Annotated in this window: 12 protein-coding genes, 1 tRNA gene, 1 rRNA gene and 5 pseudogenes; 10 read left to right on the forward strand and 9 right to left on the reverse strand. The window is 66.7% G+C overall.

Features of this window, described 5'->3' with window-relative positions:
- Position 1: 1 nt before the first annotated feature.
- Positions 2 to 3,351 (reverse strand): annotated as a pseudogene (carB, locus tag ABFB10_RS07665) (carbamoyl-phosphate synthase large subunit).
- A 447-nt stretch (positions 3,352 to 3,798) separates the two neighbouring features.
- Here carB and aspS point away from each other — a divergent pair.
- From aspS to ABFB10_RS07680, 3 genes are read left to right on the forward strand one after another with little or no spacing between them, the layout of a single operon-like run.
- Positions 3,799 to 5,580 carry an aspartate--tRNA ligase gene (gene aspS, locus ABFB10_RS07670; RefSeq protein WP_347166066.1) on the forward strand — a complete coding sequence of 594 codons (1,782 nt, stop codon included), beginning with the start codon at positions 3,799 to 3,801 and terminating at the stop codon, positions 5,578 to 5,580.
- A 4-nt stretch (positions 5,581 to 5,584) separates the two neighbouring features.
- Positions 5,585 to 5,986 (forward strand): acyl-CoA thioesterase, encoded by a 402-nt coding sequence (locus ABFB10_RS07675; RefSeq protein ID WP_023848319.1) that lies wholly within the window; start codon positions 5,585 to 5,587, stop codon positions 5,984 to 5,986.
- Entirely contained in the window at positions 5,987 to 6,490 is a 504-nt protein-coding gene (locus ABFB10_RS07680; RefSeq protein WP_347166067.1) for a DUF1993 family protein, read from the forward strand.
- An 88-nt stretch (positions 6,491 to 6,578) separates the two neighbouring features.
- Here the strand turns inward: ABFB10_RS07680 and ABFB10_RS07685 are convergent, their stop codons facing one another.
- The 3 genes and pseudogenes from ABFB10_RS07685 to ABFB10_RS07695 all read right to left on the reverse strand — a co-directional run bounded on the left by ABFB10_RS07685 (position 6,579) and on the right by ABFB10_RS07695 (position 8,452).
- The gene (locus ABFB10_RS07685; RefSeq protein ID WP_347166068.1) at positions 6,579 to 6,857 is read right to left on the reverse strand and encodes a hypothetical protein; all 279 of its coding nucleotides are present in this window, start codon (positions 6,855 to 6,857) and stop codon (positions 6,579 to 6,581) included.
- 204 nt (positions 6,858 to 7,061) lie between these two features.
- Positions 7,062 to 7,538 (reverse strand): hemerythrin domain-containing protein, encoded by a 477-nt coding sequence (locus tag ABFB10_RS07690; RefSeq protein WP_347166069.1) that lies wholly within the window; start codon positions 7,536 to 7,538, stop codon positions 7,062 to 7,064.
- Positions 7,539 to 7,733: 195 nt separating this feature from the next.
- Positions 7,734 to 8,452 (reverse strand): annotated as a pseudogene (locus ABFB10_RS07695) (response regulator).
- Between the two features lie 155 nt (positions 8,453 to 8,607).
- On the opposite strand from ABFB10_RS07695, the pseudogene mce reads away from it, so the two are divergent.
- Together mce and ABFB10_RS07705 are read left to right on the forward strand one after the other, a co-directional pair.
- Positions 8,608 to 9,003, forward strand: a pseudogene (gene mce / locus ABFB10_RS07700) (methylmalonyl-CoA epimerase); the annotation flags it as partial.
- Positions 9,003 to 9,287, forward strand: a complete 285-nt coding sequence (locus ABFB10_RS07705) for a DUF1467 family protein (RefSeq protein WP_347166070.1) — start codon at positions 9,003 to 9,005, stop codon at positions 9,285 to 9,287. The pseudogene mce and the gene ABFB10_RS07705, both read left to right, overlap by 1 nt.
- An 87-nt stretch (positions 9,288 to 9,374) precedes the next feature.
- Here the strand turns inward: ABFB10_RS07705 and ABFB10_RS07710 are convergent.
- Both ABFB10_RS07710 and ABFB10_RS07715 read right to left on the reverse strand, forming a co-directional pair.
- Positions 9,375 to 10,074 (reverse strand): annotated as a pseudogene (locus ABFB10_RS07710) (EI24 domain-containing protein).
- Positions 10,071 to 10,649, reverse strand: a complete 579-nt coding sequence (locus tag ABFB10_RS07715) for a nitroreductase family protein (protein WP_347166071.1) — start codon at positions 10,647 to 10,649, stop codon at positions 10,071 to 10,073. The pseudogene ABFB10_RS07710 and the gene ABFB10_RS07715 overlap by 4 nt, the downstream one beginning before the upstream one ends.
- Positions 10,650 to 10,746: 97 nt before the next feature.
- Here ABFB10_RS07715 and ABFB10_RS07720 point away from each other — a divergent pair.
- Positions 10,747 to 11,011, forward strand: a pseudogene (locus ABFB10_RS07720) (DUF167 domain-containing protein).
- 34 nt (positions 11,012 to 11,045) lie between these two features.
- Here the strand turns inward: ABFB10_RS07720 and ABFB10_RS07725 are convergent.
- Positions 11,046 to 11,276 (reverse strand): hypothetical protein, encoded by a 231-nt coding sequence (locus tag ABFB10_RS07725; protein WP_206566391.1) that lies wholly within the window; start codon positions 11,274 to 11,276, stop codon positions 11,046 to 11,048.
- 422 nt (positions 11,277 to 11,698) lie between these two features.
- On the opposite strand from ABFB10_RS07725, the gene ABFB10_RS07730 reads away from it, so the two are divergent.
- Both ABFB10_RS07730 and ABFB10_RS07735 read left to right on the forward strand, forming a co-directional pair.
- Entirely contained in the window at positions 11,699 to 12,304 is a 606-nt protein-coding gene (locus ABFB10_RS07730; protein WP_347166072.1) for a M48 family metalloprotease, read from the forward strand.
- 65 nt (positions 12,305 to 12,369) lie between these two features.
- Positions 12,370 to 12,633 (forward strand): DUF6455 family protein, encoded by a 264-nt coding sequence (locus ABFB10_RS07735; RefSeq protein WP_347166073.1) that lies wholly within the window; start codon positions 12,370 to 12,372, stop codon positions 12,631 to 12,633.
- Positions 12,634 to 12,743: 110 nt separating this feature from the next.
- On the opposite strand, the gene ABFB10_RS07740 is transcribed toward ABFB10_RS07735, so the two are convergent.
- Entirely contained in the window at positions 12,744 to 13,727 is a 984-nt protein-coding gene (locus ABFB10_RS07740; RefSeq protein WP_347166074.1) for a complex I NDUFA9 subunit family protein, read from the reverse strand.
- Between the two features lie 146 nt (positions 13,728 to 13,873).
- Between ABFB10_RS07740 and ABFB10_RS07745 the strand changes: the two genes are divergently transcribed.
- Positions 13,874 to 13,960 (forward strand) — tRNA-Leu (locus tag ABFB10_RS07745).
- Between the two features lie 966 nt (positions 13,961 to 14,926).
- On the opposite strand, the gene rrf is transcribed toward ABFB10_RS07745, so the two are convergent.
- Positions 14,927 to 15,043: ribosomal RNA gene (gene rrf / locus ABFB10_RS07750) — 5S ribosomal RNA — on the reverse strand.
- Between rrf and ABFB10_RS07755 the strand changes: the two genes are divergently transcribed.
- Positions 15,032 to 15,259, forward strand: a complete 228-nt coding sequence (locus ABFB10_RS07755; RefSeq protein WP_347164816.1) for a hypothetical protein — start codon at positions 15,032 to 15,034, stop codon at positions 15,257 to 15,259. The two genes, rrf and ABFB10_RS07755, sit on opposite strands and share 12 nt — an antisense overlap.
- Positions 15,260 to 15,275: the final 16 nt, after the last annotated feature.

The raw sequence follows: 15,275 nt of genomic DNA on the forward strand, positions 1-15,275 counted from the left end.
CTCAGCCCTGAAGCGACTTCACCACCAGCTCGCCCTCGTCCCGCGACTTGATCGCCTGTGCGGCGGCATGGGCGCCGGCGGCGGTCGTGAAGTAGGGGATCTTGTCGTACAGCGCGACAGAGCGGATCTCGCGGCTGTCCTCGACGGCGGCGGCGCCCTCGGTGGTGTTCAGCACCAGCTGGATGCCGCCGTCCTTCATCAGGTCGACGATGTTCGGACGGCCCTCGTAGACCTTCTTGACCGTCTCGCAGGCGATGTCGTGGTCCTTGAGGAAACCCGCGGTGCCGCTGGTGGCGACCGGGGTGAAACCCAGATCCGACAGGATCTGCGCGGCCTCGACCATCTGCGGCGTCTTGTCGTCGTCCTTGATCGAGAAGAAGACCGCGCCTTCGGTCGGCAGGTGGGTGCCCGCGCCCAGCTGCGCCTTGAGGAAGGCGCGCGGGAAGGACTTGTCCCAGCCCATGACCTCGCCGGTCGAGCGCATTTCCGGCCCGAGGATCGTGTCCACGCCGGGGAAGCGGGCGAAGGGCAGCACGGCCTCTTTCACGCTGAACCACGGCATGTTCGGATCGGCCAGCGTCATCTGGTCGGCGATGGGCAGGTCGGTGTCATAGTCGATATCCGCCTCGTGGGGCGGACGCTTCGGGAAGGCGGACAGCTTTTCGCCCGCCATCAGCCGCGCGGCAATCGAGGCGATGGCACTGTCGGTCGCCTTGGCCACGAAGGGCACGGTGCGCGAGGCGCGGGGGTTGACCTCGATCAGGTAGATCTCTTCGCCCTTGATCGCGAACTGCACGTTCATCAGGCCGACCACGTTCAGCGCCTTGGCCAGCGCGCGGGTCTGGCGCTCGATCTCGGCCAGCGTGTCCTTGGACAGCGAATAGGGCGGCAGAGAACAGGCGCTGTCGCCCGAGTGCACACCCGCCTCTTCGATGTGCTGCATGATGCCCGCCACATGCACGTCGGTGCCGTCGCAAAGCGCGTCGACGTCCAGTTCGGTGGCGCCCGAGAGGTAGCTGTCGAGCAGGACCGGGCTGTCGCCCGACACCACCACGGCATCGCGGATGTAGCGCTTCAGCCCCTCCATGTCGCGCACGATTTCCATGGCGCGGCCACCCAGCACGTAGGAGGGGCGGATCACCAGCGGGAAGCCGATCTTCTCGGCGATGGCAAAGGCTTCCTCATCGGTCGAGGCGATGCCGTTGTTCGGCTGCTTCAGACCCAGATCGTTCACCAGGTTCAGGAAGCGGTCGCGGTCTTCGGCAAGATCGATGCTGTCGGGCGTGGTGCCGAGGATCGGGATGCCCGCCTCTTCCAGCGCATTGGCCAGCTTCAGCGGCGTCTGGCCGCCGAACTGGACGATGACGCCGTGCAGCGTGCCGTTCTGCTGCTCGACGCGCAGGATCTCCATCACGTGCTCGAAGGTCAGCGGTTCGAAATACAGCCGGTCCGAGGTGTCGTAGTCCGTCGACACGGTTTCCGGGTTGCAGTTGATCATGATGGTCTCGTAGCCCTGCGCGGTCAGCGCAAAGCAGGCGTGACAGCAGCAGTAGTCGAACTCGATGCCCTGCCCGATCCGGTTGGGGCCGCCGCCCAGGATCACCACCTTCTTCTGGTCGCTGGGGCGCGCCTCGCATTCGACCTCGCCCATCATGGGCATCTCGTAGGTCGAATACATGTAGGGGGTCTGGGCCTCGAATTCCGCCGCGCAGGTGTCGATGCGCTTGAAGACGGCGGTGACACCGGCCTCGTGGCGGGCCGCGCGCACGGCGCTTTCGGACTGGCCGGTCAGCGTGGCAAGGCGGGCGTCGGTAAAGCCCAGCATCTTCAGCTCGCGCAGGCCCTCGGCATCCGCGGGCAGACCCTGCGCGCGGACCTGTTCCTCGGCGTCGACGATCTCGCGGATGCGGGCGAGGAACCACGGGTCGAACATGGTGGTGCCGTGGATCTCGTCGTCGGTCAGACCGTGGCGCATGGCCTGTGCGATGGTGCGCATCCGGTCCGGCGTCGCTTCGGAGATAGCCTTGATCACGGCGGCCTTGTCCGAGGCGGCATTGCCGGTCAGGCCGGGGATCTCGACCTCGTCAAAGCCGGTCAGGCCGGATTCCATGGACGCGAGCGCCTTTTGCAGCGACTCGTGGATGGTGCGGCCGATGGCCATGGCCTCGCCGACCGACTTCATCGCGGTGGTCAGATGCGGCTGCGAGCCGGGGAATTTCTCGAAGGCGAACTTCGGGATCTTCGTGACGACATAGTCGATGGTCGGCTCGAAGGAGGCGGGCGTGACCTTGGTGATGTCGTTGTCCAGCTCGTCCAGCGTGTAGCCCACGGCCAGCTTGGCGGCGATCTTGGCGATGGGGAAGCCGGTGGCCTTCGACGCCAGCGCCGAAGAGCGCGACACGCGCGGGTTCATCTCGATCACGACCATGCGGTACGTTTTCCGGGTTCACCGCCCATTGCACGTTGGAGCCGCCGGTTTCCACGCCGATCTCGCGCAGCACGGCAATCGAGCCGTTGCGCATGATCTGGTATTCCTTGTCGGTCAGCGTCAGCGCCGGGGCCACGGTGATCGAGATCGCCGGTGTGCACGCCCATCGGGTCGACGTTCTCGATGGCGCAGACGATGATCGCGTTGTCCGCCTTGTCGCGGACGACCTCCATCTCGAACTCCTTCCAGCCCAGAAGCGATTCATCGACGAGGATCTGGCCCACCGGAGAGGCGTCCATGCCCGAGCGGCAATAGTGGACATAATCCTCGCGGTTGTAGGCCACGCCGCCGCCGGTGCCGCCAAGGGTAAAGGCGGGGCGGATGATCGCGGGCAGGCCGATGTGCTCCAGCGTTTCCGGGGCCAGCTTCACGCCCTCTTCGAGGTCGCGCTTGCCGTTCTCTTTCTTCGGCGCGGTGATGATCTCGGCCTTGGGGTTCTCCAGCCCGATGCGGTCCATCGCCTCGCGGAACAGCTTGCGGTCCTCGGCCATCTCGATGGCCTCGCGCTTGGCGCCGATCATCTCGACGCCGAATTTCTCCAGCACGCCCATCTCTTCGAGCGCCAGAGAGGTGTTCAGGCCGGTCTGGCCGCCCATCGTCGGCAGCAGCGCGTCGGGGCGTTCCTTCTCGATGATCTTGGCGACCACTTCCGGGGTGATCGGCTCGATATAGGTGGCATCGGCCAGCCCCGGGTCGGTCATGATCGTCGCCGGGTTGGAGTTCACCAGAATGACCCGGTAACCTTCTTCGCGCAGGGCCTTGCAGGCCTGTGCGCCGGAATAATCGAACTCGCAGGCCTGACCGATGACGATGGGACCTGCGCCGATGATCATGATGGATTTGATATCGGTACGTTTGGGCATGGGGTGACCTCGTCTGACGGCGCGTTTCGGGCAGGGGGCAGCAGGGCCGCGACAGCCCGGCCCGCAAATTGTTGCGGGTTATAGACATGCACCCTGCCGGTGCAAGCCCTCGTCCCGGCCCTGACACGGGAATTTCACGGAAACCGGGTCGATATCTGCGGGACCGGGCCAGGGCACGAGGCCGCCCCTGACCGAAAACCGGCCCGAAACGGTCGCGGCGCGGCTGCGCTTCCTTGCGGTGGGGATCGGGGTCTGTTTCTATCCGGGCAATGGGGTGCGGCCGTTCCAAGCCCCGGCGCCGAGGCGAAAACCGGGCCGTCGCAGGCTGCGAATCGCCGGAAACGGGGCGTCCGGAGCAGGCTGCAAACGGCCCGTCCGGGCACGCACAGCTTGACTTTGCCGCCGCGCCTTGGTTGACCGGCCCGGAATTCTCTCGGGGACACTGATATGCACGCTTACCGCAGCCACACCTGCGCCGCACTGACCAAGTCGAATGTGGGCGAGACCGTCCGCCTTGCAGGATGGGTGCATCGCATCCGCGACCACGGGGGCATCCTTTTCGTCGATCTGCGCGACCACTACGGCACGACGCAGGTGCTGTGCGACCCCGACAGCCCGGTCTTCGCCCAGATGGAGAAGGTCCGCTCGGAGTGGTGTATCCGCATCGACGGCACCGTGAAGGCGCGCGACGCCGATCTGGTGAACCCCAAGCTACCCACCGGCGAGGTCGAGGTCTTCGTCCGCGACATCGAAGTGCTGGGCGAGGCGCAGGAACTGCCGCTGATCGTCTTCGGCGATCAGGAATACCCGGAAGAGACGCGCCTGAAGTACCGCTTCCTCGACCTGCGCCGCGAGGCGATGCAGAAGAACATGACCCTGCGCTCGGACGTTGTGTCCTCGATCCGCAAGCGCATGTGGGACAAGGGCTTCCGAGAGTTCCAGACGCCGATCATCACGGCCTCTTCCCCCGAGGGCGCGCGCGACTTCCTCGTGCCGTCGCGTCTGCACCCGGGCAAGTTCTACGCGCTGCCGCAGGCGCCGCAGCAGTTCAAGCAGCTGATCATGGTTTCGGGCTTCGACAAGTATTTCCAGATTGCGCCCTGCTTCCGCGACGAAGACCCGCGTGCCGACCGCTCGCCCACCGACTTCTATCAGCTCGACCTCGAGATGTCGTTCGTTGAGCAGCAGGACGTCTTTGACACCGTCTCCCCGGTGATCGCGGGCGTCTTCGAGGAATTTGGCGGCGGGGCGAAGGTCGATGACCCGGCGTCCTGGCCGCAGATCCCCTACAAGGAAGCGGCGCTGAAATACGGCACCGACAAGCCCGACCTGCGCAACCCGATCGAGATGCAGGACGTGTCCGAGCACTTCCGCGGTTCCGGCTTCGCGATCTTCGCCAAGCTGCTGGAGCAGGACGGCACGCAGATCCGCGCCATTCCCGCGCCCACCGGCGGCAGCCGCAAGTTCTGCGACCGGATGAACGCCTTCGCGCAGAAAGAGGGCCTGCCGGGGATGGGCTATATCTTCTGGCGCGATCAGGGCGAGGGCATGGAAGCCGCCGGTCCGCTGGCCAAGAACATCGGCCCCGAGCGCACCGAGGCGATCCGCCAACAGCTGGGCCTTGGCGTCGGCGACGCGGCCTTCTTCCTTGGCGGCAAGCCCGCGGCCTTCGAGCGCGTGGCCGGCAAGGCCCGCGACGTGATCGGCGAGGAACTGGGCCTGACCGAGAAGGACCGCTTTGCCTTTGCCTGGATCGTCGACTTCCCGATCTACGAGCGCGACGAGGAAACCGGCGCCATCGACTTCGAGCACAACCCCTTCTCGATGCCGCAGGGCGGCATGGAGGCGCTGAACGGCGACCCGATGGCGGTGCGCGGCTACCAGTACGACCTTGCCTGCAACGGCTACGAACTGGTCAGCGGCGCGATCCGGAACCACAAGCCCGACGTCATGCTGAAGGCCTTCGAAATCGCGGGCTACGGCGCCGACGAGGTGAAGAACCGCTTTGGCGCGCTCTTCAACGCCTTCCACTACGGCGCCCCGCCGCACGGCGGCTGTGCTGCGGGCATCGACCGGATCGTCATGCTGCTGGCGGGCACCTCGAACATCCGCGAGGTCATCATGTTCCCGATGAACCAGCGCGCCGAAGACCTGATGATGCAGGCGCCCTCCGCCCCCAGCAGCGACCAGCTGATGGAGCTGTCGCTGCGCGTCATTCCGCAGGACTGAGGCGATGGACGAATCGCGGCCCGTCACCGACCCGGAAGACGGCTCGGTCCTTGCGATCCGCACCATCGCCATGCCCGCCGACACGAACCCGTCGGGCGATATCTTCGGCGGCTGGCTGATGAGCCAGATGGACCTCGCGGCGGGCAACGTCGCGGGGCGCGTGTCGCGCGGGCGCGCGGCCACCGTCGCGGTCGAGGGCATGAAATTCCACCAGCCGGTCAAGGTCGGGGACGAGGTGACGATCTTCGCGCGGCTGGTCTCGCGCGGGCGGACCTCGATGCGGATCGCGGTCGAGGCCCACGCGCGGCGGCGCTTTGCCGAGGATGCCGTGGTGGTGACGGCGGCGGATTTCTACTTTGTCGCGCTGGACGACCACGGCAGCAAGCGCGCCCTGCCCGAGGCCTGAATGTCCGCGCTCTACGACGCCTCTGTGCCGGTCTTCCTGCACTACCTCGACCGGTCGCGCCTGATCCTGGACCGCACCGGGGGCCGGGCCGAGTTTCTGGAGGCGCGGCTGGCGCCCGACATGTTCAGCGCCGCGCAGCAGTTCGCCAGTGCGGCGGGCTTTGCCCTGAGGGGTAGTTTTCCCTTGATCGGTCTGCCCGTGCCCGGGTTCCCCTCTGCCGCCATGGACCTGGATGGGCTGATGGCGCGGATCGGCTTTGCCGAAACGCGTCTGCGCGGGCTGGACCGGGCGGATTTCGAGGGCTGCGAGGACAGAACGGTGAGCCATATCGCGGGCTTCGCCGACCTGAACCAGAGCGCGTCGGACTACCTGCACCGCTTCGCGGCGCCGAATTTCTTCTTCCACATGTCCATGGGCTTTGCGGTGCTCAGGCAGGCCGGGCTGGAGATCGGCAAGGCCGATTTCGACGGTCAGCACGACTACCCGCCGGGGTTCCGGTTCTAGGGCATCGGTTCCGTCACCCGGGTCGGAAGGGTCCTGCCGCTCTTCGTTCGATTTGCCCGCAGCGCGTCGACAGCCGGCGCCCGCTCCCTCACCGCGCCTCGGCGATGACAGTGACCGGGACCGGCCCGGGGGCCGGGGCGATCATGTCCGGCGCGATGGTTCCCGGCCCAAGCATCAGCACGGCGCCCAGCATGAAGGCCGCGGTGCAGGACACGATGACCAGGCGCCCGGCCTCGAAACGGTTCTGCGCCACCGCGTCGCCATACCTGTGACGCAGGATCCGCCGCATCATGTGCTTGATCACCACCAGTGGCAGCAAGAGTGAAACCGTCGTTACCGCCATCAACAAGGCTGCGTCTGTTCCCATTGTCCCAAGCTCCATCCATGGCCACGCTCAACGTAAGGCTGTGTTTGGATTGTGGCAGCCACGGGTCGGCAATCGGTTTTTTTAACGAAATGTTAAGTCCTGCCGCGCACAATCCCTGGTTGTGACGCGGATTGGTGACGGCAGAAAATGGGGCCGAGGCATCCGCCCCGACCCCGCCCTGTCTTGTCAGGGTTTTCCAATGCTTCAGTCTTCCAGCGCGTCGGCCTTTTTCTCCTCGATCAGACCGGCCTCTTTCCGCTTCCGTTCAAGGAAGCGCTCGCCGTAGCCCTCAAGCTCTGCGCTGTCGATTATCTCCTTGGCACGGCTGAAAACTTCGTCCTCTTCCTCTTCGATGTGATGCGCGTAGTCGTGCTGGAGGGTCTTGAACCTGTTGAGCCAGCCCGAGGACGCCATATCCATTTCGTTCAGCTCTTCCATGAGATCGTCGAGCTGCTGATGCTCGTGCACGGAATGGCGCGCGGCGTCCTGACCCCAGGTCTTGGAAATCAACTTCGAGTAGAAGGTCTCTTCCTCTGCCGCAGCATGGCTTTTCACGTCATGGTAGAATTCATCCCAGGCGGCCTTACGCTCTTCCGATGCGCCGGAGGTATCGGCGATCCGTTCCATGAGGGCGCGGTGACGGTCGTGGTCGGATTTGATGGCGCTGTAGATATCGGGCATGGCTTTCCCCTGTGCGAGACAGAATGGCTGTTCGCCCGAAAACGCGCGGACGCGCCGCCGGTTCCGCGCCGCCTGCAATTCGACAGCCCGACGCCCCCTGAAGCCATGACGGTTCGGAGGGCGGCGGGGCGCGCGGAGCGATGGCCCACCCGCGCGGCCCTGTGGCGGGGGCCGGTCCCACCCGGCCCGGGCCGTTCAGATCGCGATGCGGGCGGACAGCCTGTCCTGCACCAGCCCCGCCACCCGGGCGAGGGTCGATTGCACCGGCGTGCCGCGCGCCCGCGCATCGGCCAGATCCTCGAGCCGCGCGTTGCAGCACCGTGTCCCCGGCACTGCCCGCGACACCGCGCAGGAACTGCGTGACATAGGCCAGCATGCGTTCGTCGTCGCGATCGTCGAGCACATCGGCGGCATGGGCCAGATCGTCGCGATAGGCCAGCGGGTCCGGGTGGATCGGATCGTCCGACACCAGGCGCGGGCCGTTGGGCTGCCGCTCTGGCGGGAGGGCGGAGAGGATCGCGGTCTGGAAGGCGAGGACCGAATGGACTGGCTTGGCCGAGGAAACCGTCCGCGCCCGCGGCCAGCGCCACCTCTTCGCCGAAACTGTCGCCCGAGGTTCCCAGGATCACGTCGACACGCGGCACGGTCACCGCCAGTTCCGAGATCAGTTCCGCGCCGGACCCGTCGGGCAGGCCCAGATCGACGACGACCGCGCTGGGGCGGTAGACCTGAAGATGGCGGCGCGCCGATTTCAGGCAGTCCGCCCGGCGGATGCGCGCGCCCGAGCGCAGGCACAGAAGCCGCATGGCATCGCAGGAAAACCGGCTGTCCTCGACCACGAGGATCGTCAGCCCCAGCAGGGGGCGGGTGGCGGTCGGGCGCAGCTGCGCGGCAAGCAGTGAGTGGTCGTCCATGGTCATCCCCTCTGGTGCGATGGCGGTCTTCCGCCAGAGTGACCGCTTGTGGTGAACAAGCGGTTAAAGGCCGCACCCGCTTGTTCCGGGGCACCGCGGACGCCATAACCCATGGCAGCCAGAGCCCGAGCCCAAGGAGACCCCGATGATCGAGCCGCCTCAACCACGTCGCCATTGCCGTTCCCGACCTGGACGCCGCCGCCGAGCAGTACCGCTCTGCTCTTGGCGCATCGGTCGGTGCCCCGCAGGACGAACCCGATCACGGCGTCACCGTGATCTTCATCGAGCTGCCCAACACCAAGATCGAACTGCTGTATCCGCTGGGCGAGAACTCTCCGATCCAGGGTTTTCTGGACAAGAACCCCTCGGGCGGCATCCATCACGTCTGCTACGAGGTCGACGACATTCTCGCCGCCCGCGACCACCTGAAGGCGACCGGTGCGCGCGTGCTGGGGACCGGAGAGCCGAAGATCGGCGCCCATGGCAAGCCGGTGCTGTTCCTGCACCCCAAGGATTTCAACGGCTGCCTCGTGGAACTGGAGCAGGTCTGATGGGTCTTACATCCGGCATCGTGCTGTTCGCGGTCATCTGGTTCATGACCTTCCTCGTGGTGATCCCGATTCGCCTGAAAACGCAGGGCGACCTCGGCGAGATCGTGCCCGGCACCCATGCCGGCAGCCCCGAGGTTCACAACCTCAGGCGCAAGGCCTGGATCACGACGCTGGTCTCTGCCGTCTTGTGGGCGATCATCGCCGGAACCATCCTGTCGGGCGCCATCACCGTGCGCGATATCGACGGATGGATGTTCAACCGGATGGAGCCGCGGTCCGAGTGACCGGCACCGGGTTCGGGGGCCGGGCGCCAAGGGGCTCTGCCCCCCGGCCTTCGGCCTCCCCCGGGATATTTCGGGACAGAAGAAGCGTCAGCCCCTGCGCGGGTCGTAAAGCCTGTGGAAGACATGGGTGAAGGTGGCCGCGCCCAGCACCGGGACAATCAGGTTCACCAGCGGGACGGTCAGGGGGACGGCCATCAGCACGCCCCCGGCCCAGATCGTCAGCAGGTGACGGCGGCGCAGGCGGTAGGCCTCTGTCCGGCTAGACCCGGCGCATGGCGGCGAGGGTGAAGTATTCGCGGCCCAGCAGGAAGCCGTTCAGCGCCCAGAAGATGAAGGGCGCGAGAGGCGCGAAGATCAGGTAGAGCACCAGCGCCACCATATTCGCCAGCACCAGCGTGCCGAGGAACCCCAGCGAGTCGCGCAACCCATCCGCAAACGAGACCGGTGCGGCGGGACCGAGGTGCGGATAATGCGCGTCCTCGACCGCCTGTGCCACGTCATCGAGGAAGAGCGAGGTGATCGCCGAGGCGACCGGCACCATCAGGAAGACCGAGAGCAGCAGCATGACCGGCAGCGCGGCGAGGCTGGCGGCATTGTCGAGCCATGTCAGCGTGCCGACCCATGGCAGGGTGATCGAATCGCCGACCAGCCAGCCCGCCGCCCACATCACCAGCCAGATGACGGCAACCAGCAGCGCCACGGTCAGGCCGATGCCGCGCAGGAGCACGCCCTGAAAGCGGCGGTCGCCCATCTGGCCGATGGCGCGAAAGGCTGCGTCGAGGATCATGCCTCGACCCAGGTGGTCTTGGCCGAGAGATCGGGGCGCGGGCGGTCCGGCGGGGTGCTTTTCTCCGTCCCGATGTGGAGGAAGCCCGCGATGCGTTCCTGCGGGGCGAGGTCCAGCGCCTCGGTGCGGAAGCTGGCATCGTGGCTGGCCCAGCCCGAGAGCCAGTTCGCCCCCCAGCCCGCCGCAAGCGCCGCGTTCAGCAGCGCGAGGCAGACGGCGCCCGCCGAATAGGTCTGTTCGATGGCGGGCACCTTCTCGGAGTCCACCGGCGATTCGATCACCGCCACGCAGAGCGGGCTGTCGGCAAAGGCCGAACGCGCCTTGGCCACGGCATCCGCATCCTTGCCCAGCCGCGCACCGCAGGCCTCGACCGCCCCGGCGATGCGGTGCAGCGCGGCGCCTTCGAGAACGATGAAGCGCCGGGGCTCCAGCTTGCCGTGGTCGGGGCTGCGCGCGGCGGCGGTCAGCAGGGTCAGCAGCGCCGCGCGGTCGGGCGCCGGCCGGGCCAGCGTCTTGGCGGGGCGCGAGCGGCGGGACAGCAGGAAGTCGAGGGCGGCCTGGTTCAGTGCGGGCATGGGGTCTCCGGCGTTGTTCGGTCCTTATGTCAGACCTTGCGGGCCGGGATTCAACCGCGATCTTGTGCGCGGCCCGGCAGGCTGGTAGCCGCGAGCCATGGCAGAGCCGCTTCCAGACCTCTCGGACCTTGCGGTGCCGGGCACCCGCCTGGCGGTGCGCGTCACGCCCCGGGCCGCGCGCAACCGCATCGCGCGGGAGGGTGACACCGTGAAGGTCTGGGTGACGACGGTGCCGGAGGACGGCAAGGCCACTGCCGCGGTCCAGAAGCTGCTGGCCAAGGCCACTGGGCATCCCGAAATCCCGGCTGAGCCTCGATTCCGGGGCCACCGCGCGGGACAAGGTTTTCCGGATCGAAGACTGAGGCCCGGTCGTGGCGCGGCAGCTGGCAGGCCGGTCTAGGCCTTGCGGCGGTAGACCCCCTCGGGCAGGTTCACGGCGGTCACGAGATCGCCCATCTGGGACAGCGACAGGGTGATCCGCTGCAGCGTATCGCTGCGTGGATCGTATTGTTCGACCGTGACGCAATCCTCGAAGCTCGAGATCACCACGTCCTCCTGAAGATGCCGCGCGCCCTCGTCGACAAGCGTGACCACGGTGGCGTCGAAATCGTGCTCGATGCTGAACATGTCGGTCCTTTCCCGGTCCTATCTCGGGGCCGCTGCCGCGGCCCGGCACCAGCGTCCGGGCGCGGGGGCCCTGCCCCGGAGCCTAGCCCAGTTTCCCCGCGATTTGAATCGAAAGACGCGTCCCCTGGCCGCGGCAAACGCCTGTTGCGGTCGGGCGGGTGCGGATGAAGCGCAAAAGGCCGCAGGGCCGCCGAAACGGTCGGCGCAACACCGCCTCGTGACCTCTGCGGACTGGCACAACGATGCCGGGCGCCCTATCCTTCGCCGACACCACTCCGGAACCCGCCCCATCATGCTTCGCCTCTTTCCCTTCGTCCTCGTGCTTCTGTCGGCCTGCGCGCCTGTCATGCTGCCGGACCCCGCCCCCTCGGAGGCGCCCGGCCTCGGGATCTCTGCCGGGGCCCGAGGCCAAGGCCAACCGGATGGCGCGGCAGTTCGTCGAAGTGGTGGCCACCGTCGAGCCGGTGGCCGAAGAGGAATGCCGCGCCCGCACCAGCGGCATGAACTGCAATTTCCAGATCGTGGTGGACGACCGGCCCGGGCAGGCGCCCAATGCCTTCCAGACCGAAGACCGCTTCGACCGCCCGATCCTTGCCTTCAACCTGGGCCTGATCAACTCTGTCCGCAATGCCGACGAACTGGCCTTCATCATGAGCCACGAGGCCGCGCACCACGTCATGAACCACCTCGCCAAGACGCGGGAAAGCGCCACCTACGGCGCGGTGATCTTCGCGGGCATTGCCGCCATCGGGGGCGCCGAGGCCGAGGCCGTGCGCAGCGCCGAACAGCTGGGCGCGGCGGTGGGCGCGCGCGCCTACTCGAAGGAATTCGAGCTGGAGGCCGACCAGCTGGGCACCATCATCGCCCTGCAGGCCGGCTACGACCCGGTGCGCGGCGCGGCCTTCTTCACGCGCATCCCCGACCCGGGCAACCGCTTCTCGGGCTCTCACCCCCAACGCCGCACGCGTCGACATCGTGCGCCGGACGGCGGCTCGGATGACCGGCGGCTCCTGAGGCGCTTGACCTGAGTCAAGGCACAGGCGCCGATTCTGCCCGCAGTCTGTTCCAAGGTTAGCCCGAGGGAGAGACTGCCATGCAAAGCCCGTCCACGCTGAAGCGCCACGCCGCCCTGGTCGATGACATGGCCAGCCTGCAGGGGCTGGACCTCGAAGAACAGATGCTGCGCGGCACCCTGTCGTTCAGCGCGCTGGAGGACGCCGTGCTGCGCTGCACCGGCTGCACCGCGCCGGACCGCTGCGCACAGTGGCAGGCCGCGCATCAGGGCACCCGGGCGGCTCCGCCGGACTACTGCCGCAACGCCCCGCTCTTCGCCAGTCTTCAGGCCGACAAGCCCTGACCGGCGCGTTCAGGGCGATGCGCCCGGGCCGAACAGCGCATGTGAATGCCTGACGCGGACCGGGCGCGGCACTCTCCGCCCCTCGGGCGGGAAGAGCGTCCCGGCCCCACTTAATCCGCGCGCAGGTTCCGCGCCGATTCCTTGATCGCGTCGTATTGGCCCGAGGGCCGGAAGCGCCACAGGTACTCGGGCAGCACCGCCTCCGGGGCCGTCGGCTGGATGCCCAGATCGGCAAATCCCTTCGCCCCTGCGGCAACCACGTTGTCATGTCGCAGCGTGCGCACCTGGTCACGGGTGACCTGCGCAGGAACAAGGCCAAGTGTCGCCGTCTGCACAAGATCCATGACCCAGCTCATGGGCGCCGCCAGCCAGAACGGGATGTTCACGATGGCACGACGCCGACGGATCACCCCCAGCATCCCCCGCATCAACTCGCGGAAGCTGTGCACATCCGGGCCGCCAAGCTCGTAGACACCCGGCGCGGCGGCCCCCGTGACCCCCATGACTGCGGCACGGGCCACGTCGTCGACATAGACGGTCTGGAACCGCGTGTCGCCGCCGACCACCGGCAGCACCGGAGACAGCCGCGTCATGCCCGCGAAGCGGTTGAAGAAGGCGTCCTCGGGGCCGAAGATCACCGAGGGGCGCAGGATCACCGCCTCCGGCATATGGGCCAGAACCGCCGCCTCTCCGCGTCCCTTGCTTTGCGCATAAAGGCTGTCGCTTTCGGCATCCGCGCCGATGGCCGAAAGGTGGACCATGCGAGCGACGCCCAGCTCTGCCGCGACCCGGGCGATTCGACCCGCCCCTTCGGCCTGCACGGCGTCGAAGTTGTTCTTGCCGGATTTGTCGAAGGTGCCGACGCAATTCACAACCGCGTCCGCGCCCTTCAGCACCGCGCGCACGCTGTCGTCGTCGCGGATATTGGCAAAGACCGGCTCGACCTGGCCGACAACACCGTAGGGTCGGACAAAGATCGCCTCGTTCGGGCGGCGGCAGGCGACGCGCACGCGCCAACCCTCCTGCGCCATGCGCCGGGCAATGTAGCGACCGACGAAGCCCGATCCTCCGAAGATGGTGACGAGTTTGGACATGCGCTGCCTTTTCTCCACGAGGTATGGTCCCGGGATACAGGCCCGGGGCATCTCCGGCAAGGCGCCCGATTGCCGCGTGAAAAACTTTGCGGAAGGGCGTTGACACCCCCGCGGACAACCCGTAAATGCATGCCTCACCAACCCGTGCCCAGATGGCGGAATTGGTAGACGCGCTGGCTTCAGGTGCCAGTGGCCGCAAGGCCGTGGAGGTTCGAGTCCTCTTCTGGGCACCATTATCCCCTTTAAAAATCATCCGTCGGATCATTGGGTTATGCAGTCTCTGGACCAGCGCCTGACCCTCGGCATGGGCCATGCCGATAGCGGCCCCTCACCACATCCCAGACGCGGGCGACACTGGCTTTGAGGACAGACCTCGGGGGTGCCTGCCCCTCTCCCTCGCCCGATCCCGGCGCGGCAAGCCGCTGGCCATCCTGCCCCGCCAGAGGATCCGTGCAGCCCTGCTTCGCAGGCCGTGGAACAGTCCGGTTCGGCCTGCCGATGTGGCCGCGACTTGCGTCACCTGTGTCGGCGGATGACAGCCATGCTGGCAGCCGGATACCGGCCCGACGCATGGACACCCGGCGCCCCAGAACGGCACCTCAGCGCCGCCATGGCCTCTGCCCTGACCTCCCCGGCTGCGTCGCAGAGATGCCCTCCCTGCGGCCCGAAAAGCGCAGCGGGGCAACCAGTCCGACCGCCACGATCACGGCGACCAAACGGCCATATCCCACGGTCGGCCTCAAGCCGCCGAGCGAGACACGAGGCGCCCCTGTCGCCGTTTTTCCGGCGCACCTGAGGCTCTCCCGAAAGGCCGCCTCCCCAGGCGATCGATATCGAGCGCGCTGCACGGGGAATCGTCGGTCCTGATACAGTCTGGTCGGCGCCAGCGGGTCATGGCGCAGGGGCAGCACCCGCCCTCAAGGGACGTCCGGCTGCAGCCCCGATCCCGTCCCGGCAGCCCCCAGGGCTTCGCGGGTTGCCATAGACCTTCCTGGCCGGACCTGTCCGGTGCATGTCCCGGGCGTTCATTTTCCACGCTGTGGCTGACGGCGTGGGGGCACGCGTTGAGGGCGGGTTGCCCTGGCCTGGCAGTTTTTTTTCGGGAATTTTTTGGATTTTGGATGCAAGAACGCCCCGGCTGATGGGATCAGTCGGGGCGTTCTGGTGTTTTTTGTATAGAGAGATTTGGTTTTTACTAGGTTTGGCGGCGACCTACTCTCCCACGTCTTGAGACGCAGTACCATCGGCGCGGAGGCACTTAACGGTACCGGGTTCGGAATGGATCCGGGTGTTTTGCTCTCGCTATGACCACCAAACCAAGGAAAAACCAAAATGCTGCGCATTTTGCTTTTGCTTGGTTTGGTGAGCGGGTGACAGGGTATCTTGCACAGCAAGACGGCCCGAGAACCCGCACCCTAGCAAGCTGGGCGCTGATACGCAGCACAATCAACATCGTCGTCCAGGTCATGTACACGTTCTGTGTATGCTTGTTTTCCGTAACAGGTTTGATGCGCTACCGCTTTGCTACTTGAGCGCGGAGGCGTATCC

It is taken from the genome of Ponticoccus litoralis (genome assembly GCF_039769985.1).
In the GTDB taxonomy this organism is placed as follows: Bacteria; Pseudomonadota; Alphaproteobacteria; order Rhodobacterales; family Rhodobacteraceae; genus Ponticoccus; species Ponticoccus litoralis.